At 53.4% G+C, this 25,641-nt stretch carries 25 protein-coding genes and 1 pseudogene; 11 read left to right on the top strand and 15 right to left on the bottom strand.

All coding sequences use genetic code 11. The features are described from left to right. The first annotated feature begins 341 nt into the window (after nucleotides 1-341). Both ACUY4Q_RS01470 and ACUY4Q_RS01475 read left to right on the top strand, forming a co-directional pair. Entirely contained in the window at nucleotides 342-1,265 is a 924-nt protein-coding gene (locus ACUY4Q_RS01470; protein WP_458045381.1) for a LysR substrate-binding domain-containing protein, read from the top strand. Nucleotides 1,266-1,292: 27 nt separating this feature from the next. Next, nucleotides 1,293-1,457, top strand: a pseudogene (locus ACUY4Q_RS01475) (Txe/YoeB family addiction module toxin); the annotation flags it as partial. Between the two features lie 18 nt (nucleotides 1,458-1,475). On the opposite strand, the gene idnK reads toward ACUY4Q_RS01475, so the two are convergent. Beyond that, on the bottom strand, nucleotides 1,476-2,009 hold the full coding sequence (gene idnK / locus ACUY4Q_RS01480; protein WP_458045382.1) for a gluconokinase: 534 nt from the start codon (nucleotides 2,007-2,009) through the stop codon (nucleotides 1,476-1,478). A 216-nt stretch (nucleotides 2,010-2,225) separates the two neighbouring features. Here idnK and idnD point away from each other — a divergent pair, with 216 nt between their 5' ends. The 6 genes from idnD (at nucleotide 2,226) to ACUY4Q_RS01510 (ending at nucleotide 10,212) form a co-directional block, all read left to right on the top strand. Further along, nucleotides 2,226-3,257, top strand: coding sequence for an L-idonate 5-dehydrogenase (gene idnD / locus ACUY4Q_RS01485; RefSeq protein ID WP_458045383.1), 1,032 nt, complete (start codon nucleotides 2,226-2,228; stop codon nucleotides 3,255-3,257). Between the two features lie 24 nt (nucleotides 3,258-3,281). Next, nucleotides 3,282-4,046: a gluconate 5-dehydrogenase gene (gene idnO, locus ACUY4Q_RS01490; RefSeq protein ID WP_458045384.1), complete on the top strand. Its 765-nt coding sequence runs from the start codon at nucleotides 3,282-3,284 to the stop codon at nucleotides 4,044-4,046. 62 nt (nucleotides 4,047-4,108) lie between these two features. Further along, nucleotides 4,109-5,428: a gluconate:H+ symporter gene (locus tag ACUY4Q_RS01495; protein ID WP_458045385.1), complete on the top strand. Its 1,320-nt coding sequence runs from the start codon at nucleotides 4,109-4,111 to the stop codon at nucleotides 5,426-5,428. A 65-nt stretch (nucleotides 5,429-5,493) separates the two neighbouring features. Next, complete coding sequence (idnR, locus tag ACUY4Q_RS01500; protein ID WP_458045386.1) at nucleotides 5,494-6,492, top strand: DNA-binding transcriptional regulator IdnR; 999 nt, start codon at nucleotides 5,494-5,496, stop codon at nucleotides 6,490-6,492. A 156-nt stretch (nucleotides 6,493-6,648) separates the two neighbouring features. Beyond that, nucleotides 6,649-8,589 carry a methyl-accepting chemotaxis protein gene (locus ACUY4Q_RS01505; RefSeq protein ID WP_458045387.1) on the top strand — a complete coding sequence of 647 codons (1,941 nt, stop codon included), beginning with the start codon at nucleotides 6,649-6,651 and terminating at the stop codon, nucleotides 8,587-8,589. Nucleotides 8,590-9,237: 648 nt separating this feature from the next. Continuing rightward, nucleotides 9,238-10,212 (top strand): AEC family transporter, encoded by a 975-nt coding sequence (locus ACUY4Q_RS01510; protein WP_458045388.1) that lies wholly within the window; start codon nucleotides 9,238-9,240, stop codon nucleotides 10,210-10,212. A gap of 40 nt (nucleotides 10,213-10,252) precedes the next feature. Here the strand turns inward: ACUY4Q_RS01510 and ACUY4Q_RS01515 are convergent, their stop codons facing one another. Beyond that, a complete protein-coding gene (locus ACUY4Q_RS01515) occupies nucleotides 10,253-11,047 on the bottom strand; it encodes an SDR family NAD(P)-dependent oxidoreductase (RefSeq protein WP_458045389.1) in 795 nt (264 codons plus the stop codon). A 261-nt stretch (nucleotides 11,048-11,308) separates the two neighbouring features. Here ACUY4Q_RS01515 and ACUY4Q_RS01520 point away from each other — a divergent pair, with 261 nt between their 5' ends. Then, nucleotides 11,309-12,415, top strand: a complete 1,107-nt coding sequence (locus tag ACUY4Q_RS01520; RefSeq protein ID WP_458045390.1) for an iron-containing alcohol dehydrogenase family protein — start codon at nucleotides 11,309-11,311, stop codon at nucleotides 12,413-12,415. Here the strand turns inward: ACUY4Q_RS01520 and nikR are convergent. The 7 genes from nikR to ACUY4Q_RS01555 form a co-directional block, all read right to left on the bottom strand. Then, a complete protein-coding gene (gene nikR / locus ACUY4Q_RS01525) occupies nucleotides 12,363-12,809 on the bottom strand; it encodes a nickel-responsive transcriptional regulator NikR (RefSeq protein ID WP_458045391.1) in 447 nt (148 codons plus the stop codon). The two genes, ACUY4Q_RS01520 and nikR, sit on opposite strands and share 53 nt — an antisense overlap. Continuing rightward, the gene (nikE, locus tag ACUY4Q_RS01530; RefSeq protein ID WP_458045392.1) at nucleotides 12,797-13,585 is read right to left on the bottom strand and encodes a nickel import ATP-binding protein NikE; all 789 of its coding nucleotides are present in this window, start codon (nucleotides 13,583-13,585) and stop codon (nucleotides 12,797-12,799) included. Before nikE ends, nikR begins: the two co-directional genes overlap by 13 nt. Further along, on the bottom strand, nucleotides 13,582-14,346 hold the full coding sequence (gene nikD, locus ACUY4Q_RS01535) for a nickel import ATP-binding protein NikD (RefSeq protein WP_458045393.1): 765 nt from the start codon (nucleotides 14,344-14,346) through the stop codon (nucleotides 13,582-13,584). Before nikD ends, nikE begins: the two co-directional genes overlap by 4 nt. Beyond that, nucleotides 14,346-15,179, bottom strand: coding sequence for a nickel ABC transporter permease subunit NikC (gene nikC, locus ACUY4Q_RS01540; protein ID WP_458045394.1), 834 nt, complete (start codon nucleotides 15,177-15,179; stop codon nucleotides 14,346-14,348). The genes nikD and nikC overlap by 1 nt, the downstream gene beginning before the upstream one ends. Beyond that, a complete protein-coding gene (gene nikB / locus ACUY4Q_RS01545; RefSeq protein WP_458045395.1) occupies nucleotides 15,176-16,120 on the bottom strand; it encodes a nickel ABC transporter permease subunit NikB in 945 nt (314 codons plus the stop codon). Before nikB ends, nikC begins: the two co-directional genes overlap by 4 nt. Next, a complete protein-coding gene (gene nikA, locus ACUY4Q_RS01550; protein WP_458045396.1) occupies nucleotides 16,120-17,691 on the bottom strand; it encodes a nickel ABC transporter substrate-binding protein in 1,572 nt (523 codons plus the stop codon). Before nikA ends, nikB begins: the two co-directional genes overlap by 1 nt. Before the next feature lie 188 nt (nucleotides 17,692-17,879). Beyond that, a complete protein-coding gene (locus ACUY4Q_RS01555; RefSeq protein ID WP_458045397.1) occupies nucleotides 17,880-18,743 on the bottom strand; it encodes a LysR family transcriptional regulator in 864 nt (287 codons plus the stop codon). Nucleotides 18,744-18,838: 95 nt separating this feature from the next. Here ACUY4Q_RS01555 and ACUY4Q_RS01560 point away from each other — a divergent pair, with 95 nt between their 5' ends. Next, nucleotides 18,839-19,348 carry a phenolic acid decarboxylase gene (locus ACUY4Q_RS01560; RefSeq protein ID WP_458047233.1) on the top strand — a complete coding sequence of 170 codons (510 nt, stop codon included), beginning with the start codon at nucleotides 18,839-18,841 and terminating at the stop codon, nucleotides 19,346-19,348. Nucleotides 19,349-19,354: 6 nt separating this feature from the next. Here the strand turns inward: ACUY4Q_RS01560 and ACUY4Q_RS01565 are convergent, their stop codons facing one another. Beyond that, nucleotides 19,355-20,404: an AI-2E family transporter gene (locus tag ACUY4Q_RS01565; RefSeq protein WP_458045398.1), complete on the bottom strand. Its 1,050-nt coding sequence runs from the start codon at nucleotides 20,402-20,404 to the stop codon at nucleotides 19,355-19,357. A gap of 145 nt (nucleotides 20,405-20,549) precedes the next feature. Here ACUY4Q_RS01565 and ACUY4Q_RS01570 point away from each other — a divergent pair, with 145 nt between their 5' ends. Further along, entirely contained in the window at nucleotides 20,550-21,752 is a 1,203-nt protein-coding gene (locus ACUY4Q_RS01570; protein ID WP_458045399.1) for an MFS transporter, read from the top strand. Here the strand turns inward: ACUY4Q_RS01570 and ACUY4Q_RS01575 are convergent, their stop codons facing one another. The 5 genes from ACUY4Q_RS01575 to ACUY4Q_RS01595 all read right to left on the bottom strand — a co-directional run bounded on the left by ACUY4Q_RS01575 (nucleotide 21,753) and on the right by ACUY4Q_RS01595 (nucleotide 25,618). Then, on the bottom strand, nucleotides 21,753-22,313 hold the full coding sequence (locus ACUY4Q_RS01575; protein ID WP_458045400.1) for a DcrB family lipoprotein: 561 nt from the start codon (nucleotides 22,311-22,313) through the stop codon (nucleotides 21,753-21,755). A gap of 72 nt (nucleotides 22,314-22,385) precedes the next feature. Beyond that, nucleotides 22,386-23,051: a 7-cyano-7-deazaguanine/7-aminomethyl-7-deazaguanine transporter gene (locus ACUY4Q_RS01580; RefSeq protein WP_458045401.1), complete on the bottom strand. Its 666-nt coding sequence runs from the start codon at nucleotides 23,049-23,051 to the stop codon at nucleotides 22,386-22,388. 279 nt (nucleotides 23,052-23,330) lie between these two features. Next, the gene (locus tag ACUY4Q_RS01585; RefSeq protein WP_458045402.1) at nucleotides 23,331-23,615 is read right to left on the bottom strand and encodes a type VI secretion system PAAR protein; all 285 of its coding nucleotides are present in this window, start codon (nucleotides 23,613-23,615) and stop codon (nucleotides 23,331-23,333) included. A 72-nt stretch (nucleotides 23,616-23,687) separates the two neighbouring features. Beyond that, nucleotides 23,688-24,761, bottom strand: a complete 1,074-nt coding sequence (locus ACUY4Q_RS01590; RefSeq protein ID WP_458045403.1) for an SEL1-like repeat protein — start codon at nucleotides 24,759-24,761, stop codon at nucleotides 23,688-23,690. Between the two features lie 20 nt (nucleotides 24,762-24,781). Next, complete coding sequence (locus ACUY4Q_RS01595; protein WP_458045404.1) at nucleotides 24,782-25,618, bottom strand: hypothetical protein; 837 nt, start codon at nucleotides 25,616-25,618, stop codon at nucleotides 24,782-24,784. Between the last annotated feature and the right edge of the window lie 23 nt (nucleotides 25,619-25,641).

Consider the following 25,641-nt stretch of genomic DNA (forward strand, 5'->3'; position numbering starts at 1 on the left):
GTTATTTTCAGACCTGCGAATGAAATATATCAATGCGCCAAAATGCCGGGCATGCAAAAAACCTCAATTCATATTGAGAAAAATTTGATTCGTGATTTGACGCATGTAACCAGGCATCCAGAATCGCTTTCATTTAAGCAAAGGGGTAAAAATGCAAAGTCCGTCACAAAATGATAAATCCTGAGGCTGAAATTAGTCCCTAAACTTATCCTCCCTGTTTTATAAGAGGTTTTATCCTTGCGCTTTATGGTTGTAACCCTGTGAACGCACCGGGTTACCCATTGGTAGTAGATGCGAAGTGTGATGCAGCTATTGAGGCAATTGACAAAAGCGAGTTAACAATGACAAAAGCAAACCCAAAAAAAGCATTGCCGATCCCCTCGCTGCGAAATATTCAGACGTTTATTGAAGTCGCTAATACCGGAAGTATTAATCAGGCGGCTGATTTTTTGAATATTACCGCTTCAGCGGTGAGTCATCAGGTTTCAAGTCTGGAGCAATTTATTGGTAAGAAACTTTTTATTCGCAGCGGCAAAGGCGTTTCGCTTACTCCTATTGGTGAGAAATATTTAAAAGAAGTATCCGGTGCGGTCAGTGTTATCGGGCGGGCAACCGATCAGGTCATTAATGATATTCATCATGAGCATTTACGTATTCATTCGGCCCCCAGTTTTGGGCTGTTATGGCTCATTCAACGTCTTAATAAATTCAGACAGGAATACCCTGATCTAAAAATCAGCCTGACCTGCTCGTATGAGAACCTACAGTTCTCGCGCGATAATCTGGATATCGATGTGCGTCACGGCCTGCCGGAGTGGCCGACGCTGAACGTGAAAACCATTAAGAATGAAAAGCTGATCCCTTTTGCTTCACGCGACTATCTGGCGGGTAAGGCCATTAAAGTGCCTGCGGATCTGCTGCAATATGAACTCATTCACTCTGACAGTACGCTGGTGAACTGGAATACCTGGCTCGCCTGGTACGGCGTTGAGCATCACAATAAGAATTACTACTTCAGTTTTGACCGCTCCTACATGAGTATCGAAGCCGCCAGAATGGGGATGGGGATTATCCTCGAAAGTAACCTGCTGGCTGACGACTACCTGCGTCAGCACAATCTGGTGCCGGTGTTCAACGACGATCGCAGCATGGCGGTAGCCGCGCACCATTTTGTTCTGCCGCACGTCAATGAGCAGAAAGAGAAGGTAAAAGTCTTTCTCGCCTGGGTGGAAAAGGAGCTGAGCGCGTCGGGATTTGCGATGTGATCGGGGCTGTTCAAATAATCGCCGTCTATCAAGGATATCCGCAGAACACCGTTTGAGGGAAAAGGGAAACCTGAGCCTTTAAAATATAACCTGGCAGGAATTTGGTCTCGCCGTATCACTGAAGAGCATCGTCTGGTTTATTCCATTACCAACGATGCGCTTCTGATTGCAGCCTGTCGTTACCTTTATTAACGCCACACCCGCGCCATTTTACCTTGTTTTCCCCCTCGCTTCTCTTAACTCTCTGACCGCCCTGACGCACTGTTCAACCACATTTTCAATGTCATGGTTGATATCAATGCGGGCCACGTCTGGCTCTTCGGGGCCGGGGCGTTCCAGTGCAGCAAACTGACTTTTGAGCAACTCGACCGGCATAAAATGGCCTTCCCGTTTCGCCATTCTTCCGAGGATGGTGTCGTAGTCACCGTCCAGCCACAAGAAATGCACATTCGGGCTGCCCTCACGCAAAATGTCACGGTAACGTTTTTTCAATGCCGAACAGACAATCAACCCGGTTTCATTTTTCTTATACAGGCTGTAGGACGCGTCATTTAACCGAGCCAGCCAGGGTAATCTGTCTTCATCGGTAAGAGGAATACGGGCAGCCATCTTATCAATATTTTTCGCGGGATGAAGATCGTCACCATCAATGAATTTTGCACCCAATAAAGATGCTGATTTATTACCAATTAATGATTTTCCGCTGCCGGAAACACCCATCAAAATATAACTCTCACCGCTCATTATTTTTACCCTGTCAGTACGTTATGGCGCGGATAATACCCCGTCAGAGAGAGCAGGGTTATGATTTTTTTAGCCTGGTAAAGCAGATTTATAAAGCCCATCACGTTATGCGTAACATTGCAGTGTAACAATTTTTATGCGTGACGCACCTCACAATTCTGCCTTGTCAAAACCGCTTAAATGCCCACCAGGCCACGTCCTGACCAGAGAGGAAACATGAAAATTAAAACACAATCCTGCGTTGTCGCGGGTAAGCAAACTGTTGACGTTAGCGACCAGGAAATTGAATGGAATAATGAAGGTACGCTGGTGCAAATAACCCGTGGGGGTATTTGTGGTTCCGACTTGCATTATTATCAAGAAGGTAAGGTGGGTAATTTTACGGTTAAAGCACCGATGATTCTTGGCCATGAAGTTATTGGTAATGTTGTTCATACTGATTCAGAGAAATTAAAAGAAGGTCAGCCGGTTGCAGTAAATCCATCGAAACCTTGTGGACACTGTAAATATTGTCTGGCGAAAGAAGAGAATCAGTGTACTGAAATGCGTTTCTTTGGCAGTGCGATGTATTTCCCCCATGTCGATGGCGGTTTTACCCGCTTTAAAGTGGTCGATACCGCGCAGTGCATTCCGTATGCCGCTGATGCCAGTGAACAAGTGATGGCTTTTGCTGAACCGCTGGCCGTGGCAATCCATGCTGCGCACCAGGCGGGGGACTTGCAGGGTAAACGCGTCTTTATCTCCGGCGTAGGGCCGATTGGATGCCTGATTATCAGCGCAGTCAAAACCCTGGGTGCCGCAGAAATTGTCTGCGCGGATATCAGCCCGCGTTCGCTGGAGATGGCGCAGCAGATGGGCGCCGATACGCTTATCGACCCGCGCAGCGCAGACCTGACGCCGTGGAAAGCAGAAAAAGGCTACTTCGATGTCAGCTTTGAGGTTTCCGGCAATCCGGGCTCCATCACTACCTGTCTCGAAGTGACCCGGGCCAAAGGCGTGATGGTACAGGTCGGAATGGGCGGTGCGGTTCCTGACTTCCCGATGATGATGCTTATCGCCAAAGAAATTGCCCTGAAAGGTTCTTTCCGTTTTACCTCTGAATTCAACACCGCCGTCTCCTGGCTTGCCACGGGCGTCGTCAATCCGCTGCCGTTATTAAGCGGTGAATATCCCTTCCATGAACTTGAACAGGCGCTGATATTTGCGGGTGATAAAACCCAGGCCGCCAAGGTTCAGCTCGTTTTTTGATGCGTTGCGATAAGGAATAACAGAATGAATGACCTCTTTTCACTGGCGGGCAAAAACGTCCTGATTACCGGTTCTGCACAGGGTATTGGCTATCTGCTGGCGACCGGGCTTGGAAAATATGGCGCACAAATCATTGTGAACGATATTAATCAGGAAAGAGCAGATGCAGCGGTCGACAAGCTGCGCGCCGCAGACATTCGTGCCGTGGCGGCTCCTTTTAACGTTACCAAAAAAGACGAGATTGACGCGGCGATTGCGCGTATTGAAGCGCAAACCGGGCCGATTGATGTGCTGGTGAATAACGCCGGCATTCAACGTCGCCATCCGTTTACGGAGTTCCCGGAACAAGAGTGGAACGATGTGATTGCCGTTAACCAGACTGCGGTGTTCCTGGTGTCTCAGGCGGTCACTCGCCGCATGATTACACGTCAGGCTGGCAAGGTTATCAATATCTGTTCCATGCAGAGCGAGTTAGGCCGCGACACCATTACCCCGTATGCGGCGTCAAAAGGGGCAGTAAAAATGCTGACCCGCGGAATGTGCGTTGAGCTTGCGCGTTACAACATCCAGGTTAACGGCATTGCGCCGGGCTACTTCAAAACCGAGATGACCAAAGCCCTGGTGGAAGATGAAGCCTTCACCGGCTGGCTCTGCAAACGTACGCCAGCCGCACGCTGGGGCAACCCGGAAGAGCTGATTGGCGCGGCCGTGTTCCTCTCCTCAAAAGCCTCCGATTTTGTTAACGGACACTTGCTGTTCGTCGATGGCGGCATGCTGGTCGCGGTGTGACCTTCAGGTAAGACGATGCAGCGCTCCGGCGCTGCTGTTTCACACATAACAGAGAATCGATTATGCCATTACTGATTATCGCGGCAGGCGTAGCCCTGCTGCTGGTCTTAATGATTGGCTTTAAAGTTAACGGGTTTATTGCCCTGGTGCTGGTTGCTGCTGTGGTAGGGTTTGCTGAAGGAATGGATGCGCAAGCCGTGCTGCACTCCATTCAGGGCGGCATTGGCGGCACACTTGGCGGCCTGGCGATGATCCTCGGTTTCGGGGCTATGCTGGGGAAACTGATTTCTGATACCGGCGCAGCGCAGCGCATCGCGACAACGCTCATTGCGACGTTCGGTAAAGAACGCGTGCAATGGGCGCTGGTCATCACCGGGTTGGTCGTGGGCCTGGCGATGTTCTTCGAAGTGGGCTTCGTGCTTTTGCTGCCGCTGGTATTTACCGTGGTGGCCTCTTCCGGTTTGCCGCTGTTGTATGTGGGCGTTCCGATGGTCACGGCATTATCGGTGACGCATTGCTTCTTACCGCCTCACCCAGGCCCGACCGCCATCGCCACCATTTTCGAAGCAAACCTCGGTACAACATTGTTGTACGGCATGATCATCACCATCCCGACCGTCATTGTCGCAGGGCCGTTATTTTCTAAGCTGCTGACCAAATTTGAAAAAGCGCCACCGGAAGGATTATTCAACCCGCATATTTTTGCCGACCATGAAATGCCGGGCTTCTGGAACAGTATTTTTGCGGCAGTGATGCCAATTATTCTGATGGCGATTGCCGCCGTATGTGAAATCAATCTGCCGAAGACGAACGGAGTTCGCATTTTCTTCGAGTTCGTGGGTAACCCGGCGGTGGCGCTGTTTATCGCCATTGTGATCGCGGTGTTTACTCTGGGTCTGCGTAACGGACGAAACCTCGAAAAGGTGATGGACATGGTGGGTGAGTCCATTGGTGCGATCGCCATGATTGTCTTCATCATTGCCGGGGGCGGCGCCTTTAAACAGGTGCTGGTCGACAGTGGCGTGGGGAAATACATTGCGGAGATGATGGCCGGGACGACGCTCTCGCCGCTATTGATGTGCTGGACCGTGGCGGCCGTGCTGCGTATTGCGCTCGGTTCCGCTACCGTCGCGGCGATCACCACCGCAGGCGTGGTGTTACCGATTATTAATATCACCCATGCGGATCCGGCGTTAATGGTCCTGGCAACCGGTGCGGGTAGCGTGATTGCGTCACACGTTAACGATCCTGGATTCTGGTTGTTCAAAGGCTACTTTAATCTCAGCGTTGGTGAGACACTGCGCACCTGGACCGTGATGGAAACGCTAATCTCGGTGATGGGTTTGCTTGGCGTACTGTGTCTCAATGCCATCCTGCATTAAATTTGTGGCCTATTTTTAGCATCCACGGGGAAGCGTAAAGTCCTTCCCCGTGGCAGAGAGGAACGATGAGAAACCACCGTATTTCGCTACAGGATATCGCTACGCTGGCGGGGGTCACCAAAATGACCGTCAGTCGTTATATCCGTTCCCCTAAAAAGGTGGCGAAAGCGACGGGGGAGCGGATTGCGTTGATCATGGAGGAGATTAACTACGTGCCAAATCGTGCGCCTGGCATGTTGCTCAATGCGCAAAGTTTCACGTTAGGTGTGCTGATACCCTCTTTCCAAAATCAGTTGTTCGCCGATATTCTTGCCGGTATTGAGTCCGTGACATCTGAGCATAATTATCAAACACTTATCGCTAATTATAATTACAATAAGGTCTCTGAAGAGGAGTCAGTGATTAACCTGCTCTCCTATAACATCGACGGTATTATTCTCTCAGAAAAACACCATACGCCGCGCACGGTAAAATTTCTTCGCTCCGCCAAAATTCCTATTGTTGAACTGATGGATGTGCAGGGCGGCAGAATGGACATGGACGTCGGGTTCAACAACCGCCAGGCGGCATTTGAAATGGTGGCGACCATGCTGGCTAAACGTCAGCGGCGAAAAATTATCTATCTTGGGTCGAAAGATGACATGCGCGATGAGCAGCGTTTTCGCGGCTATGATGATGCGATGAGGCAGCATCATCTTGAGGCGCACCGCATCAACCCGCGTGCGATCTCCTCCATCCATCTTGGCGCGCAGTTAATGCGTGAAGCCCTGCTTGCCCACCCGGATCTCGATGGGGTTTTTTGTACCAATGATGATATTGCCATGGGCGCGCTGTTACATTGCCGTGAGCATCAGCTTGCCGTGCCGGAACAGATCTCCATCGCCGGTTTTCATGGCCTGGAAATGGGCAAACAGATGATCCCGAGTCTGGCGAGCGTTATTACTCCACGCTTTGATATTGGCCGGATGGCGGCGCAAATGCTGCTGAACAAACTCAGAAACGATGGCCTTAACCGCAACACGGTGGATTTGGGTTACCAGATCTACCATGGCAATACGCTATAGCGAGCCCTGCCTTCCCCAAACCCCTTCAAAACATTGTAAAAAAAATTTAATGCTTATTTGATTTAAGTGTTAACGATTTTTTACCGATATATGAAATATGAGCTGAATACATTGAACGCGTTGTTGGCCACAAGGATTCGGCCCAAGTGGGGAAACATGAAAGCAAGAAAGAAACTGACCGCCAGAACGCTGATGCTGGCGTCGATATTTGTCACTATCACTGCCGGGTTCCTGGTCACCATCGGGCTGCTGCTCTGGCAGTCTATGAATCAACAACAAGCCGTCGCACAAAAACACCTGCAACAAATCGCCCATACTGAGTCATTGCGTGTGCAGCAGCAGCTCGATACCGCGTTGACGGCCTCGCGCGATTTGGGGATCAGCGCCTGGTCTTTACATCAGTCGGGCCTCACCGACCGCCGTGGCCTCGACCAGTTACTCACCGATTTTCTGCGCCAGCATAATGACTTTCTGTCGATGTCGCTGACCTTCGAGGCCAACGCGTTTGACGGTAAAGACAGCGACTTTGCGGGCCAGCCAGAACAGGACCCGGCAGGGCGTTACGCCCGCTATGTGGATCGTGATAATGGCGGCAACCCGGCGCTGCACAACCTCGTGGATTATGAAACGCCCGGCAGCGGCGATTACTATGTGCTGCCGCGTCAGCGTCAGAAAGATGTCATTATCGAGCCCTATATCTACCCCTACAACGGCGTGGATGTGATGCTCACCTCCATTGCGTCACCGATTATGCGCGAGGGCAAATTCCAGGGTTCCGTCACCTCAGACTTCTCGCTGGAAACGCTGCAAAAGATGATTAGTGCAATCAAGCCCTGGGAAGGGGCAGGCTACGCACTGCTGCTCTCGGCGGATAACAAAGTCATTTCCAGCCCGGACAAAACCATGGCCGGTAAACCCTGGAGCGGGGCGATTACCGGGGAAGCGGTGACGCGCATCGATGACCCGCTGTTAAACGAGCCGGCGTTTGTGACCTGGCAATCCATTGAGGTGGGTAACAGCCAGACGCCGTGGAAGCTCGCCATTGTTACCCCGGTCAGCGTAGTGATGGCAGAAGCCTGGAACTACCTGCGTAACGCCATCATTTTGATGATTCTGAGTATTATCATTGTCAGCGTGGTGGTGGCGCTGGTCTTCACCCGTAAAGTGGCGCGCCCGGTGGGCGGAGAGCCGTCGGAAGCCTCTGAAATCGCCCTCTCCGTGGCGCAGGGGGATTTGACTAACCCGATTCCGGTGCAAGCGGGAGACAACCACAGCATCTTCTATGCCCTGCACACCATGCAGTCTGAGCTCCAGCGTATCGTGGGCAGCATCAGTGATGCCAGCCATTCGGTGCGCGCGGGCAGCAGTGAGATAGCGGCGGGGAATCTCGACCTGGCATCACGTACGGAAGAGCAGGCGGCGGCGATTGTAGAAACGGCAGCGAGCATGGAGCAAATTTCTGTGACCGTGAAAAACAACGCCGATAACGTCCTCAAGGCGACGCATCTGACCGAACAGGCCGCGCAAATTGCCGGGCAGGGTGAGACGCTGGTGGGAGAAGTGGTGGACATCATTGGCAAGATTGATGAGAGTGCCGGCAAGATCGGCGACATCAACAGCATCATTGATGGCATTGCCTTCCAGACCAATATCCTGGCGCTCAATGCCGCGGTTGAAGCGGCCCGTGCCGGTGAACAGGGCAGGGGTTTTGCGGTGGTGGCAGGCGAAGTGCGCAACCTGGCGCAGCGCAGCTCAAACGCGGCGAAGGAGATTTCCACACTGATTGACGAGTCCGCAGGGCGCGTCAGTAAGGGCGTGGCGTTGGTCAATGAAACCGGGACGATGATGAAGCAAATTATCGAATCGGTGATGAGCGTGCATCTGGTGATGAGCGAGATTGTGCAGGCGCTTGATGAGCAGACCAAAGGTGTCGGTCAGGTGAGCGTGGCGGTCAATCAGATGGACAGCGCAACGCAGCAGAATGCGTCCCTGGTACAGGAAATTTCTGCGGCGGCGATGTCGCTGGAAGAGCAGGCGAAGAATCTCGAAGAGACGCTGGCGTTTTTCTCTAAGGCGCAGGGTAATTATCTGAGTTAATTGTGTTTCTTCTTATCCTAACCCTTTCCGCAAGGGGCGAGGGACCGGTTTTCATAGGGAGAAGGTAAGGGTGAGGGGAAACATGCGGCTCTGAGGGGCATTCCGTTCACCTTATGTTCCTTGCTTTTCTGTAGCGACAGAACCCGTGAACGTGCCAGGGTGGTTCACCGCCACCACCCTGGCGACCCGGGCTCCCGGCCAGGAAAATCGCCGCTGGCGCGGTGCACTACGCATATTCCTTCAGGCTAATCGGGGACGGGCGAAGGAAACGTCCGTGTAAAGTCGCCCTCGCCGCGCATCCCTGCGCGTCGCCCCGGCCTTGCGGATACGCTTCGTCGATTTTCAGCCGGACCCAGTCATCGCGGTGACTGTTGTGTTCTCATTGAGCAATGTTATCGCTGTAAAACGTAATATTACCGGGGATTCCTCAGCTCTACTTGGGCGAGGGGCTGGTTTGCACCCTCTCCCTTTTAGGGAGAGGGCAGGGGTGAGGGTCAACAATCCACATCACCCCCCTGGTCAGCTGCCAAATATATCCCGTGCAATTTTACAAACCCGCACCGCTTCCCTGACGCTTCGCGTTGAAATCCTTATACTGCCAAAAAACATTAAATTTATTCACTTTGGATAGAACAGGCAGGGTAAAGGATGGAAAGCGCGAATTTCCTCGGGCAGCTTACGCAGCAAATGATATTGTCTGCACCGCTGTTTTCATTAATTGCGTTGGGTTATTGTCTCGGGCGTTTTGCCGGCTGGCCAGAATCGGCCAGCGCGGTATTTAACCGCTTCTGTTTTTCCGTTGCCTTGCCGTGCATGTTATTTAAGGTGATGAGTAAATTCTACCAAAGCCCCCCGGTCGATATGCGATTGCTGATTGCCTACTTCGGGAGCTGTCTGCTGGTCTATATCGTTGGGCGCATTGTCGCAAAAAGCGTGTTTGGCCTCGATGCTATCTCAAGATCGGTATTTGGCCTCGGTGGCATCTTCTCCAATAATGTGATGCTCGGCATTCCGGTGGCGGTGATTCTTCTCGGTCAGGGCAGCCTCGCCTCGGTCGCACTGGTGCTGGTGTTTAACAGCCTGATTCTGTGGACGCTGGTGACCGTCTCCGTGGAGTGGGCGCAGAGTGGCAGTTTTTCCCTGAAAGGGATCGGCAAAACGCTGGTGAATGTGCTGCGCAATCCGCTGATTATCGGGATCTTTTCTGGCTTTGCCTGGAGCGCAACGCACCATCCCTTGCCGCAGTTTATTGATGGCCCGGTGAGTATGCTCGGGCAAGTCGCCGCGCCCCTGACCCTGGTGACGCTGGGCATGAGTCTTTCGCATTACAAGATAAGCCAGGGGCTACGGGAAAGCGCCGCCATTTGCCTGATCAAACTGGTGCTAATGCCAGGGCTGATTTGGCTGCTGGCTTATGCTCTGCATCTGCCGCAGCAGGAGAGTCAGGTGGTGGTGTTACTGGGTTCGATGGCGGTAGGGATTAACGTCTATCTGATGGCGCAGAAATTCAATGTGCTGCAAGGGGCGACGGCTACCAGCATGCTGATTTCAACTCTTCTTTCAACCCTGACCACGCCGATGCTGATGATCATGATGAGCCGCTACTATCCGGCATGGCCGTGATTTTCCCGGCAGGGCACGCCGCGTGCCCTGCCAGAACGGGTTACAGAATGTCATCCACCACGCCGCCGTCAACGCGCAGCGCCGCGCCTGAGGTCGCCGATGCCTGAGTCGAGCAAACGTAAACCACCATATTCGCCACTTCTTCCACTGTTGCCGCCCGCTGAATAACGGAACTGGGGCGGTTCGCCATCACAAACTCTTTAGCCAGTGTATCCAACGATTTACCGGTTCTTTCTATTTCGTCCTGCATCATGGCGGTAAAACCATCGGAAAGGGTTGGGCCAGGCAGAACGCTGTTGACCGTGACGCCACTTCCGGCGACAAACTTGGCCAGCCCGCGCGCCAGCGAGAGCTGGGCCGTTTTGGTCACGCCGTAATGAATCATATCGGCAGGGATATTGCGTGCCGATTCGGAGGAGATAAAGACCACGCGACCCCAGCCTTTTTTCACCATTGCAGGCAGCAGCGCACGGGAGAGACGCACGCCAGACATCACGTTGGTTTGCCAGTAGTTTTCCCAGGTGGCGTCGTCGGTTTCATAAAAATCCTGCGGCCCGTAAATCCCGGCGTTGTTAACCAGAATGTCGGCGTCCGTCGCCGCACTCAGCAGTGTTTCTACCCCCTCTGCGGTACCTAAATCGGCGATGGCGGTACGCACTTTCGCCCCCGGCACGCGTTCATTCAGCGCCTTCAGCGCCTTGCTTACCGACCCTTCGCTGCGCCCGTTGAGAATCACCTCTGCGCCGCTTTCTGCCAGCCCCGTGGCAATAGCAAAACCAATACCGCCGGTCGACGCGGTGACCAGTGCAACCTTCCCGTTCAGATCAATGTTCATCCTCTGCTCCTTTTAGCGATCGGAAACCATTAAGCGTAGCAGTTTACGCAGGGGAATTTTTCAGGTGTCACCCGCGGTGATGCTGCCAGGCTATTGCTGTTTTCCTTGGTTATTGTTTTTTTTCAAAAACATTGAATTACGCTTATTCAGGATTTAGCTATCGATATGAAAATAGAAGAAATAGAGAATGTTGTTTTTAATTTTTAATTTTGTAGCATGGTGGCATAACGCGAAATAATTCGCGCACACATGGACATGCCAATGCTTGCGATAAAAACTCCGCAGACCTGGTTTCACCAGTCTGGTATTCGTCATGACGCAGGGAAATATATTGCGCCACTCACTCAACATATTTTAATTATTACCAGCGTAAAGGCGTGGGCGCAGGTGAATCCGGCGTTTGAAGAGAGTCTGCGTGCCAGTGGTATTCGCTGGCAGACCGAAATTATGACCGGATACTGTACGGAGGAAGGCGTGGCTCGCTACGTCCAACGGGCGAAAGCGCTGGGCATCAACTTTATCGTGGGTGTAGGCGGTGGCAAGGTGCTGGATACCGCCAAAGCGGTGGCCGATCTGCTGGAGGGAGGCGAGTCGGTGACCATTCCGACCACCGCAGCAACCTGTGCGGCCTGGTCCCCGCTGGCGGTCTTCTACACCGCTGAAGGGGCACAAATCAGCAGCCAGGCATTGCGCACGATGCCGCGACTGGTGCTGGTGGACAGTGAAATTATTGCCCGCAGCGACGTGCGTTATTTAAAAGCCGGTATCGTCGATGCACTGGCGAAATGGTATGAGTTTCGCCCTTACCTGCAAAAGAATCCCGATAACCTCGCGCTGCAATTAAAAGTCCAGAACGCGCGACTGGCGGTAGAGATTTTTGAAAAGCACGGTGAGCAGGCTATTCGCGATAATAAAGCGCAGGTGGTGTCTGATGCATTGATTAATGTGATTGATGCCAACATCGCGGTTGCCGGTATGGCTAACAGCGTGCGGGGCGAAATCCCCACCCCAGGCGTAGCACACGCCATTCACAATCGTCTGACCCATGAGCCGGCTTTACGCCACTGGCTGCACGGTGAGCGCGTGGGGTTCAGCCTGTTGGTGCAATCTATTCTGGAAAATGACAACAGTCAGCCCGATCCGGTGCTACTGGCGCTGCTGCGTCAGTACGATATGCCATTGACGCTGGCGCCGCTCAAAGAGATCCGCCTGGCGGTCATTCAGGCCGTGGCACGGAGCATTCCGTTTCCGCGTGATGCGCTGGCGTATTTACCCTTCTCGCTCGAACCCTCACGCATTGAACAGGCCTTACGGCTTACAGAACAATACGTTTCAAACCGTGCGTATGCCCGTGACCTGACGGCGTAACCCCGGCAATGCGCTGTAAATGGCCATGGCGTACGCCGCGTTGGGCGATGACATCATCGGCAAAATGCTGAACTTCGCCCATATTGCCCTTCAGCACCGCAATCTCCAGGCAGTCGTCGTGGTTGATATGGACATGTAACGTGGCGACGGAGAGATCGTGATGGTGATGCTGCGTGGCGACAAGGCGACTCGCCAGATCGCGCTTCTCATGTTCGTAAACATAGGAGAGCACCGCGTAGCCGTGGGTCTGGGGATTGACGGTGGCTTCCTCGCTGAGCGCATCGCGCAGAATATCCCGCAGTGCTTCCGAGCGATTGTTGTAGCCCCGGCGTTGGCTTAAGTTGTCGAGGGTGGCGAGCAGATCGTCGTCAAGGGTAATGGTTACACGTTGCATGGCATCGTCCTTTCGGGGCGTGGGCGGGGAAGGGCGGGCAGGACGGCCTCTTGCAGTACCTGTCCGGCCAGAGAGGTGAAGCGTAACGGATGAGTCACGGCAATATCTTCCGCGATATGGCCATTGTCCATCACCACCACGCGCTGGCAGAAGCGTTCTACCAGACGCAAATCGTGGGTGATAAACAGGCAGGCGATGCCCGACTGTTGTTGCAGTTTTGTCAGTAGCCGTATCACGCCTGCCTGCAGCACTCGATCCAGACTGGACAGGGCTTCATCGAGAATCAGCAACGTGGGGCGAGTTGCCAGCGCGCGGGCCAGACAGACGCGCTGCAACTGCCCTCCGCTCAACTGCGGCGGCCGATGCTCAAGCAGCGAGAGGTCGAGTTCTACATCCGTCATAAGCTGCTTAATGCGTACCTGCTGTTCCTGTTTAGACAGATTCAGCAGGTGGCGCAGCGGCTCGGCCAGAATGTCCCGCACCGTTTTACGGGGGTTCGCGGCGCTGATGGCATCCTGAAACACCAACTGAATATCCCGGCGAAACGCTTTTTTCATCAAACGGGGCATCTTTTTTAGCGGTTTACCCTGCCAATAAATTTCGCCGTCTGCAGGTGACTCCAGCCCGACCAACAACCGTGCGAGCGTGCTTTTCCCACAGCCGCTGCGGCCCAGCAGCGCCAGGCTTTCTCCACTGTTGATGGCCAGTGAGATATTCTCCAGCACGCCATGATGCTGATAGTGGTGTGATACACCGGAAACCGTCAGCAGATTCATGGGGTTAGCTCCATCCCGTACAGCGCCAGATGCGCAGAAATCAGCTGCCGGGTGACCGGATGCTGCGGCGCGGCGAAGAGTGACCCAACGCTCCCCTGTTCAACAATTTTCCCGTTTTCCATGACTGCCACGTCATCGGCAAGACGGGCGACCACGCCCATATCATGGGTGACCAGCAGCATGCCCGGCGCACGCGTAAGCATGATATTTTCCAGCAGATCGAGAATGCGCGCCTGGGCGACGGCATCGAGATCGGTGGTGGGTTCATCGGCCACAATAAAAGCGGCCTCGCTGAGCAGGGCCAGCGCGATCATCACGCGCTGCAGCATGCCGCCGCTCATCTCAAACGAATAAAGTCCGAGCACCCGTTCCGGGGATTCCAGCCCGACGGCAGTGAGTGCGGCGATCAGCGCAGCGTCATCGGCGGGCTTACCGAGCGCCAGACAGGTTTCGCGCATATGGGCCGCCATGGTGTGCAGGGGGTTAAAGGCGCTGCGCGGGTTTTGCATGATAGTCGCCACGTTCAGGCCGCGTAATGCCTGCGGTGAAACGGGCTGACCGTCGGCCTGCAGGCTGCCGCTTGTCTGATGAACGCCCGCCGGAAGTACACCCAGCGCCGCGGCGCAGGTCAGGGATTTCCCGCTGCCGCTGCCGCCGACTAAGGCCAGCACCCGTCCCCGATGAAGGGTCAGCGAGACGTTCTCGGTCAGACATCTGTCCGCCTCAAGAGTGATATTGCGCAGGGCTAATTGCGAGGGCATCAGTGAGCGTGCTCCGTGTCCATATAGGGATCGAGGTCGTCGCGCAGGGCGTCTCCCACCAGGTTGAAGGCCATCACGGTGATAAACAGCGCCAGCCCCGGCCACACCATTTGCAGCGGCTGCGTCCAGATGTACGGGCGGGCGTCGTTGATCATCACGCCCCACTCCGCCGTGGGTGCGGTCACGCCAAGGCCAAGAAACGACATCCCCGCCACGTGTAGCATCATATGGCCGATATCCAGCGTCGCCAGCACCAGCAGTGAAGGAATAACCGCCCCGGCCAGATGGTCGATAAACACCCGGGCATAACTCGCGCCGCTCAGACGTGAAGCGAGAATGTATTCGCGACTGCGCAGGGAAATCACCAGGCTACGTACCATGCGGGCGTACCACGCCCAGTGGGAGAGCGCGATGGCAATGACCACGTTGGTGAGTCCGGTCCCCAGCACGCCGACCATAAAAAACGAGAGAATGGAGGTCGGAAAGGTCATAAACACGTCGGCGACGCGCATGATGCACTGGTCTACGCGTCCGCCCAACAACCCGGCGCAGCCGCCAAGGGTAAGGCCTAAACTGAGCACCAGCAGCAGGCAGAGCATCACTGAACCGAGCGACACGCGGGTGGCGGCCAGCAGCCGTGAAAAGATATCGCGCCCAAGGTGGTCAGTGCCCAGCCAGTGCTCGCTGCCCGGCGGCAGCAGGCGAGCGGGCAAGTTAATCGCCTGCGGGTCGAACGGCAGCCACCACTGGCAGGTCAGCGCAATCGCCAGCAGTAACAGCAAAATCAACAGCGCCAGACGCACCGACGGGCGGGCACGATGGAGGAAGGTCATGCGTGTGCTCCTTCATGGCGGCGCAGACGTGGGTCCAACGCCGCGCTCAGGACGTCCACCAGCAGGTTGCACAGGGCAAAAGCGATGACCATGACCAGGGTGAAGCACTGAATGACCGGGTAGTCGCGGTTGAAGATGGCCGACACCGCGTAGCGCCCAATACCAGGCCAGGCAAAGATGCTCTCGATGATCATCGTGCCGCCAATCAGCTCGCCCACGTGCATGCCCAGCGCTGTCACCACCGGCAGGGCGGCGTTGCGAATAATATGCTGGCGTTCGGTCTGTTTCTCACTCAGTCCGCGTAGCCGCGCCCAGGTGACATGGCGCTGCCCGGCAGCTTCCAGCATGCTGGCGCGCAGTAAACGGGCATTGATCGCCAGTGACATAAAGGCAATCGATACGGCAGGCAGGATGATGTGCTGCCCGCCGCCATAGCCCATCGCCGGGAGCCATTTAAGCCAGACCGAGAAACACATCACCAGCAGGAAGGCGAGCCAGAAGTTGGGCATCGAAACGCCAAAAAAGGCGATCAGCCGCACCACGTAATCCGGCAGGCGGTTGCGGTGCCGCGCCGCCCAGATGCCGAGCGGCACCGAGGTCAGCAGGATCAGCACCAGCGCCACGCCCGCCAGTTGCAGCGTCGCAGGCAGAAAGTGCAGCACATCGTCCAGTACCGGGCGCTGGGTGGCGTAAGAGAGGCCAAAATCGAGATGCAGCGCCTGCCACAGCCAGTGCAGATACTGCTCCGGCAGCGGTTTATCCAGCCCAAGCATCACGCGGGTTGACGCGATCATCTCCTGGGTGGGCGGAAGATTCGACAGGCGCAGATAATCCATCGCCGGATCGCCGGTGCCCAGACGCAGCAGCAGGAAAATCACCACCGAGGCCCCGAGGATCATCGGGATCAACATCAGCAGACGGCGAAACACGTAGCGCAGCATCAGGGGGCCATAACCTTAATTTTATCAAAAGGGATCTCAGAGGTGATGGGGGCGAAGGGGATCGTGCCTAACGTCGGCTTAGCCACCACCATCATTGAGACGTAGCCAATCGGCAGATAGACCGCTTCGTTATGCAGGCGGGTGAGAATGTCGCGGTACAGGGCCTGGCGCCGGGCTTCATCCTGCGTGGTCAGTACTTCGCCGATCTCTTTGTCGATAAGCGGTTTATCCGCTAAACCCCGTTGCGCCTGGTAGTCTGCGTGGGACGGTACACGCATGGAACTCATAAACGCATGGGGATCGTAGGGGGCGCCCCAGGTGCGGTTGAAGATCATGCTAAAGCGCCCGTCGCGCTGACGCGCATCGATGCTGCTCTCCTCTTCCCCCACCAGGGCGACATCCACCCCGATATCCCGCAGATTCGCCTGAATGATTTCAGCAATGGATTTGCTCAGGGCATCGGTGCCAACAAAGGCCAGTTCGAGGTGCAATGGCTGGCCTGATTTTTCACGCACCGTCTTCCCGGCAGGCAGCGTCCAGCCCGCTTCATCAAGCAATGCGCGGGCATGTTCAGGGTCGTACTGGCGCGGTTTCAGGCCAAGGTTGGCATACGGTACGCTCGGGGCAAACAGGGTATCGGCAACCTGTTGCGTGCCATAGAGGGCGCTGTCGATCAGGGTTTTTTTATCCACCGCATAGTTGAGCGCTTCACGCACCGCCAGATCCTGGGTCGGCGAGGTTGCGGTATTCAGCGCCAGCATGATGGTTTCTACAGGGGCGGAAAGTTGAGTGTGCCATTGCGGGTTCTGGCTGAAACGGGCAAAGGTGTCGAGCGGCAGCAGCCCTTCGTTGCCGTAGAGCAGGTCAATATCCCCCGTTTCAAACGCTACGGCCCGGCTGGTAGGGTCGGGGATGACCTTCACCGTTATTTTGCTAATTTGCGGCTTCTCACCCCAGTAATGATCGTTACGCACCAGTACATCGTACTGGTTCAGACGCGTCTCTTTTAACACCCACGGCCCGGTGCCGATCGGCGCAAGAATGCCGTCCTGGGTTTCGTGGTTTTTGAACTGTGAGGGGGCGATAAAGCGGAACGGTCGCGGTAACGCCAGTTCCTGCAAAAAGGGGTAGTAGGCGCTTTTCAGGGTGATTTGCAGTTCGCTCTCGCTGAGCGCTTTTACGTCGGTAATCTGATTGGTCAGCTCAAGCCAGGCGTGGCGCTGGCGGTTATCCAGCACGGCGCGGAAGTTCTCGACCGCTGCCTGAGCGTTGAACGGTTCACCATTAGAGAAGGTCACATCGGTGCGCAGGGTGAAAACCCAGGTTTTGCCATCGGCTGATGTGGTCCAGCTTTTTGCCAGCCAGGGCGTCACGCTGCCGTCAGCCTGGTACTTCACCAGCGGCTCATACACCATGCTCTGGGCGAACATCTGGTTGGGGGTGTAAAGATGGGGATTGAGCGGCCCCACGTTGACCGGCCAGGCGGTCGTCAGTTCAAATGATGTTGAGGCCTGCGCCACGAATGCCGCGCAGGCCAACAGCAGCACGCTGACAGAGCGAGAGAGCGACATAACTGTCCCTGAAAAAGAAACTGCCACCAAAGAAGTATGACGATTCTATGCATTCATCATACGAATACGGTGCGCAGGATCAAAAACCCTATAAATTGGGCGGGTTATTTTGCCGGTAAAATTTTGTTGCTTACCAGACGGGATCCTCCCGCCGGCAAACAGCGTCTCAATAATCTCTTCGCCAGGTGCTACTGCCCCTTCAACAACTGCAACAAGGTTTCCACCTGTTCATCCAGCGGCATCAAATCCTTTTTAACAATCACATGAAGCGGTGTGGCGCGACGCGAACCGTGGCTGAGCGGCAGAATTTTTAGCACCCCGCTGGAAAGCAGCGACGCAATGCGCTCTTCCGGCAGCCAGCCATAGCCGACCTGGTACTGCACTGCCTCTATGGCCGCATCGATGGTCGAAAAGGTCCAGGATTCTCCGCTTTCATTCGGCTGCTGGCGGTTATCGCGGTCGGCAATGCGAATCAGCGGCCAGGCGGCGAGAGTTTCGTCGCTGACCGTTGATGCTTTACTGAGGGGGTGATCGCGATGGGCAACGGCGACAAAATCAATATTCATCAGCCACTCACCGCGCCCGGTCATGTCCTGTCGACGGGTCAGTACCATCACATCTGCCTCCGCATGGGCAGGGCGCTCCGTCGGGGCGTTCTCTAACACTTCTGTTAAATGCACCTGCGTCTGCGGGTAACGCTGCTGGAACTGGCGCAAAATGGCAAACAGTCGTGCACGTGGAAAGATGCTGTCCACGACCAGGTCCAGCCGGGTGCGTTGACCGTCGCGCAGCGTAACCGCCCGGGTTTCAACATAATCGAACGCTTTCAACAGGGGTTTTACCTGATTGAGCAACAGTTCGCCTGAAGGCGTAAGCACCGCGCGGCGGCCCTCCTGTACCAGCAATGCTACCCCCAGCCGCTCCTGTAACAGGGCGAGATTATAGCTAACAGAAGACTGACTGCGGTGCGTCTCTTCAGCGGCTTTGGCAAAGCTCCCGAGCTCGACCACTTTTTGCAGCAGCGACCATTGTTCCAGGGTGGTTTTATGCATAATACATCTAAAAAATGAATTAATTTGATTCAAACATAGCGTTATTCATTCATTTTTTGAAGGGGTAAGATCCTCTCATCGAAATGAGGAGAGACATCATGAGCAACTTTGATAAACACGACTTAAGCGGCTTTATCGGCAAACATGTGGTTTATACCTACGATAATGGCTGGAACTACGAGATTTATGTCAAAAATGGCACCACGCTTGATTACCGCATTCATAGCGGCATTGTGGCAAATCGGTGGGTGAAAAATCAGCAGGCGTACATTGTGCGCGTCGGCGAGAGCATTTATAAAATTTCCTGGACGGAACCGACCGGCACTGACGTCAGCTTGATTGTGAACCTCGGCGATTGTCTGTTCCACGGCACCATCTTCTTCCCGCGTTGGGTTATCAATAATCCGGAAAAAACCGTCTGTTTCCAGAACGACCACATTCCGTTGATGGAGTCATACCGTGCGGCAGGTCCGGCGTATCCGACCGAAGTTATCGATGAGTTTGCCACCATCACCTATGTGCACGACTGCGGCGCAGATAATGACAACGTCATCGCCTGCGCCGCCAGTGAACTTCCGGCAGATTTCCCTAATAATCTGCGTTAAGTTTTGCTAACCAGGCAGGCGGCTTTTCGGCCTGCCTGGCCCCAGCAGAATGGCCAGCTTGCTGCCGCCTTTGGTGGTTTCCATCCAGATTTTACATACGCTGGTGAGCGGTACGGAGAGCAGCATGCCCACCGGACCCAACAGCCATCCCCAGACCAGTAATGAGAGGAACACCACCAGCGTCGACATGCCGAGACGGTGTCCCATCATGCGTGGCTCCATGATATTGCCAATCACCATATGCACCACAAGGAACAGGCCGCCCACCAGCGCAGCTTCGTAGACGCCGTTAAACAGCAGCGCCTGAATCATCGGCGGGATAGCGGAAATGAACGAGCCGATATTGGGCACATAGTTGAGCAGGAAAGCCAATACCCCCCACATCAGGGCAAACTGGATGTCCATAATCGCCAGTCCCGCCCAGACAATCACCCCGGTCCAGACGCTGAGCAGTGTTTTCAGCGCCAGATAGTGGGAGACGCCTTTTAGCGCCCGGTGCAGGCCCGCAATGTGGATTTGCGGGTTGTTAAGTGCAAACCGCAGTTTGTAAGGCACATGGCGCACTTCAAACAGCATGAAGACCATGGTCATCACCAGCAGAACAATGCTCGCCATCGCGTTCGAAAGCTGCGTCATCAGCGCGGTGGCAAAGGTCATCAGTTTGTCGGAATCCATACGCTGGAGCATGCGTTCCGGTGAAACATGCAGGTGCAGGAAAGGGAGTGCATCCTGTAACTGGAGGAACTTACGTGTGAACTCGCGACTGTATTTCGGCAGCATCGTCATGAATTCATTCGTTGAAGCGGCTAATACGCCCACCAGCGCGGTCATGAAAATCATCACCACCAGAACGACAATGGCGATGGCAACGGGGCGCTTGATCCCCCGGCGAAGAAACCAGGTGACTAACGGGTTTAAAACAATGGCGAAAAACAGCGCCAGTAAGAGTTGAACAATGATGTCGGCAGCGGCATGAATACCGGCCAGAATAATGACCAGTGAGGCCAGTTTAAGCAGAATGTGTAAACCCGCACGATCGGGCTGGGGCTGTGTCATGGGTAATTCCTTTTTATATACCGCCCGATAAGTGTAGCTACTGCCAGACGCTTCGCCTGAGGCAGATAATCTTATTCTGCGTGCTGATTTTCAGGCCATGACGTGGTAATAGTGAAACATCGTTGTGAAAATCTGGTGACCCCCTATGCCCGAACAAGCCGCTGAACCGGCGCTAAGCGGATTACGTCTTAATCTGCGGATTCTCTCTGTTGTTATCTTCAACTTCGCAAGTTACCTCACCATAGGTCTGCCGCTGGCGGTGCTGCCCGGCTATGTTCATGAAACACTGGGCTATAGCGCCTTCTGGGCGGGACTGGTGATTAGCCTGCAATACTTCGCGACCCTCATCAGCCGCCCGCATGCCGGACGTTTTGCCGATACGCTTGGCCCGAAAAAAGTGGTGGTGTTTGGCCTCTGCGGGGCATTTATCTGTGGTCTTTGCTACTGGCTGGCGGATCTGCAAAGTGCCTCGCCGCTGGTGAGTCTGGCGCTGCTCTGCCTCGGGCGCGTGATTCTGGGCGTAGGGCAAAGCTTTGCCGGTACCGGGTCGATGCTTTGGGGCGTGGGGGTGGTCGGTTCACTGCATATCGCCCGCGTTATCTCCTGGAATGGTATCGCTACCTATGGCGCCATGGCGCTTGGCGCGCCGCTTGGCGTGATTTGCTACCGCTACGCCGGACTGAGCGGACTGGGCGGGTTCATTATGGCGGTGGTGTTCGTGGCGATTGCCTGCGCGCTGCCGCGGGCGGCGGTTAAAGCCAGTAAAGGTAAGCCGCTGCCGTTCCGTGCGGTGCTGGGGTTTGTCTGGATTTATGGCATGGGCCTGGCGCTGGGCACGGCCGGATTTGGCGTTATCGCGACCTTTATCACCTTCTTTTATGATGCCAAAGGCTGGGACGGCGCGGCCTTCGCCCTGACCCTGTTCAGCCTCGCGTTTGTCGGCTCACGGCTGGTGTTTCCGAACAGCATCAACCGTCTCGGCGGACTGAACGTCGCGATGATAAGCCTGGCTGTCGAAGTCATCGGGTTGATTCTGGTCGGCATTGCCGATGCGCCGTTGATGGCGAAAATAGGGGTATTCCTGACCGGTGCGGGCTTCTCGCTGGTCTTCCCGGCGCTGGGCGTGGTGGCGGTTAAAGCCGTGCCGCAGCATAACCAGGGTGCGGCGTTAGGCACCTATACGGTCTTCATGGATATGTCGCTTGGGATAACAGGGCCGCTGGCGGGGTTGTTGATGGCGTGGGCCGGTGTATCGATGGTCTATCTGCTGACAGCGGTGCTGGTGGCGGGGGCGTTGTTGCTGACGTGGTGGCTAAAAAAACGGCCTCCGCTGGAGGCCGCTTCCTGATTACTTGATGACCAGGGTATTCACAATATTTTCCGCTGCGGTCTGTGCCTGCTGCTGGTTATCTGCCGGCAGCGTGACCTGCAGGGTCAGCAATTTGTTGTCCACTTTACCCAATATCACGGTAGACCAGGCCGTCTGGCCTTTAGCGGAGATGATGCTGTCGAGCTGCTGCATCTTCTGGCCTTTCATCTCAATCGGCTTGTTCGTGACGACCTGCAACTGCGGGTCACGGTTGCGCTGCTGGTCTTCAAGACGTTTTGCCAGCGTGTCCAGCCCTTCCTGGGTGTCGTCACCTACAATCACGATCACGGCTTTCTGCCCGGAGGCATCCGAGTAAACGTGCATATTGTTGGCTTGCGTACCCAGCTTGCCGCTTTGATCGGTCATGTCTGCGGGCAGCGAGAAGCTGAGTTTACCGTCCAACAGCGATACTGGCTGCCCGGTGGCGTTGCTTTCCGCCGAGGCACCCTGCGCGGGCGTTTTTTTGCTGTCGCTGTTGTCGCAGGCCGCCAGGCCGACTACCAGCAGGCCAATACCGACATATTTAACCAGATTGCGCATTGACTTCTTCCTTTCGATAAACAGCCATAACGGCTCATTCGTCCATCTTACCACAACTGGCAACGCGTACCTTTAACTGGTCTGTAACGCTGAGATTTCAGATTTGTCTGCCAGTCTTTTCAGCAACATATTGAGCAATACGCCATACATCGGTAAAAAGAACGCGATGCTGATAAAGACCTTAAAGGCGTAATCCACCAGCGCGATTTCCATCCAGTGCTCGGCCATAAACGGGTCCGGGCTGTGCCAGAAGGCGATGAAGAAGAAGGCGAGGGTGTCGCTGGCGTTACCGAAGACCGTGGAGGCCGCAGGGGCCATCCACCAACGCCGGTTCTGACGCAGACGGTTAAAGACGTGAACGTCGAGGATCTGCCCCAGCGCGTAAGCCATAAAACTGGCGGTCGCGATACGGGCGACGAACAGATTAAAGTGGGTCAGCGCCTCAAATCCCTGCCAGCTTCCCATGTAAAACAGAGAAGAGATAGCGTAGGAGATAACCAGTGCCGGGATCATCACCGCAAAGATAATCCGACGAGCCAGCGGCGCGCCAAAAATACGCACGGTCAGATCGGTCGCGAGGAAGATAAAGGGAAAGCTGAAGGCGCCCCAGGTGGTGTGAAGACCGAAAATACTGACCGGCAACTGCACCAGATAGTTGCTGGAGGTGATCACCAGCAGGTGAAAAAGGGATAGCCAGAACAGCGCTTTCATGCGCTGCGTTTGTGAAAACTGCGTCATATTTTGACCTTTTTAGTGTTTGGGGTGAGGGAACCCAATAAACATGTAACTCGCTATTTTAGTTGCCATTTTGATATCAGATAGTGCTCGTCACCCCCACGTATACTGAGTACGTTGCGGTGCCTGCGCGCTGGCCTCCATCAAACGGGCTGCGACAATTACGCGTGGTTGAACGTGTAAGCGTCGTGCAAAGCCGCCGCATGATACTGCAACGGCCCGTTGATGCAATGGTTATTTTTAACGCAACCGTTAACCTTGCTTCTGCCCTGTGGCTCCACGCTAGCCAATATTGACCGTACCGCTACCGATAACCACACCGCCGCAGTCTATAACATCACCGGTTCTGGCCGCAGGCAGACCATCAATAAAAACCGTACCAGAGCCACTGGCTATTTTTCTTGGATGTGGAGGATGATTTGGTTTTGAATGGGGAGTTAGTGGATCTCCTTTTCGGGCTGCGGCGAGATTATCTATAAATACAGTGGATGAACCAGCAGTAATGACGGTTTCACGATAACCATCATGCTGAGTACCTTTATCGTTAAGTCTGGCGGCTAGGGGCATATTCTTGTCCGGTTTGAAGTGTGATCAGGCAGTAGATTGTTTCTGTGCATATTTTTTATCAATGACAGATTGTCAAGGTTGCGGTGTAACATCTTCTATTCCTGCCGCCCAAATGCGGAAGTCATCCTGGTAACAATTGGGCTGCAGTTTTTTTGCCAGTGCCTCACCATTTATAATTTGCTGTTTAGTGGAATTTTCTAATATTTCTTTTTGGAGAGATGTCTTGTTAAATTTATCTATAGTCGATTCTGGACTGTTTGTCTTATAATAGTAGCGTGGGTTTGATTTAATAAATTTAATAAAGTTATCACTGGCAATTAAAGACCATGCCCAGGCTTGTTCGATGTCTTGGTTAATACCAACGCCATAGTAATAAAATTCACTCATTTTAACCTGCGCATAGAGTGAACCATGAAGAGCGCTGATTTTATATGCATCTAAGCTAGCCTTTAATTCATCTTGAGAAGCGGAAGGGATTATATCTTTTAGTGTGTGTATTTGTGTGAAATCACTATCTCTATAAAGATGTCCGTTTTCAAATAAAAAGACGCTAGCAAGATATAAATGATCTCTCATTCCACCCTTGATAGTATCCCGAGTGTAAGCTATTATTTTTTTTCGATCTGCAGTTGTTAGCGGGTTATGAAGTGTATCCGTTCTTCCTGTCTTTCCAAAAATCAACCAGGTTGCAAATTTAGCTGCCAAAGGATAATGCTGGTCTGCAAATAAAGGGATAAAATGATCATAATCTAAATCCAGGATCTCGGGTTTTTTAAGTTGTTGACCGTGTTTATCCACGATGAGATGACAATGTTTTTCGATAAAATCATCCAGAATTGGATCTCCGTGGATCTCGAACTGAATGTCGACATACCGGATCATGGCATTCTTATCCCATTGCCAGGCATGAATGATGAGTTGCAGCATTGCTTGTTCATCATCGATACTCGGATGCTCTGGGGTTATAGCTTTATCCATCATCTTACGTGAATGTTCTATAGTCCATAATTCTTCCTGCGGCAGCATTGCGAGTTTTAATGTATAATTACGGTGTTTGTATTGGTAAATGTAAAATGTGACCACTAATATGAGGATAGTCAACAAACAGGCAAGTCCTGAATAAAATCGTTTTCCGGTGTAAGGCATGGCGTAGTTAATTCCTTGGATTAGATAAAGGTAAGGTCATCGTAATTAAAAGCATGTGAACTAACGGTTCGCACGATTTCTTGCCCATCTCTGTATTTCCTGCATGGCCATATTTGTCCACCAGACAAAACGCCATATTCTTTGTCTTTTGAGTAGCGATTTTTCACGGCATCACCAGATTTATATCCCCAAAGCACAAGTTCCTGTTTCCCAAAAATATCTATTGCTATTTTATCATTGAGTGTTTCTCGGTATTTCCAGTCTTCGGGATTCGGACCATAGTTAAATGACGCGTAAACCATTTGACCAATGACATATGTTTTTTGGTTTTCGGAGAATGTACGGGCAATGCACTCTTTGCTATTTCTTATTTTTTTGTCATCATTTTCATGTCTCCCTGAACGGCAACTATGCAAAACCAAATGGCCTTTTTCTTGGTTCCAGTCAAGTTTTTCCAGTGATTTTATTATTTCGCTGTCAATGTGTTCGCCCTCTTTTATTGTTATATGGTCAGGGTTACTGTGCGCAAAAATATGTATTTCATGTAAGTCATATTTAGGTAGGCCTGATTTGTTTCGCTCTCCAAGTTCTTCATGGGTTTTCTTCCAGATATCCAGAAATTCCTGACGACTTTTGAAAATTTTTGGTTCTGGTATGACGCCTGTAGGATAAAGGATCTGAAGGCGTTTTTTCTTGAACTCAGCGGCTTTTAGCATCTCAGGACCACCATGCCCACCGTATGCAATCATGATGTCATATCTTTTGGGTCGGGTTATAGCGACTTTTTTTATATTTACGTTTTCATTACCTTCAGTTTTCTTTGTGAATGCTGATGATATATTTCCTTGTTGAGTCATCGTATTATCCTTGTTTTAATGAA

It is taken from the genome of Phytobacter cepae, from assembly GCF_054165735.1.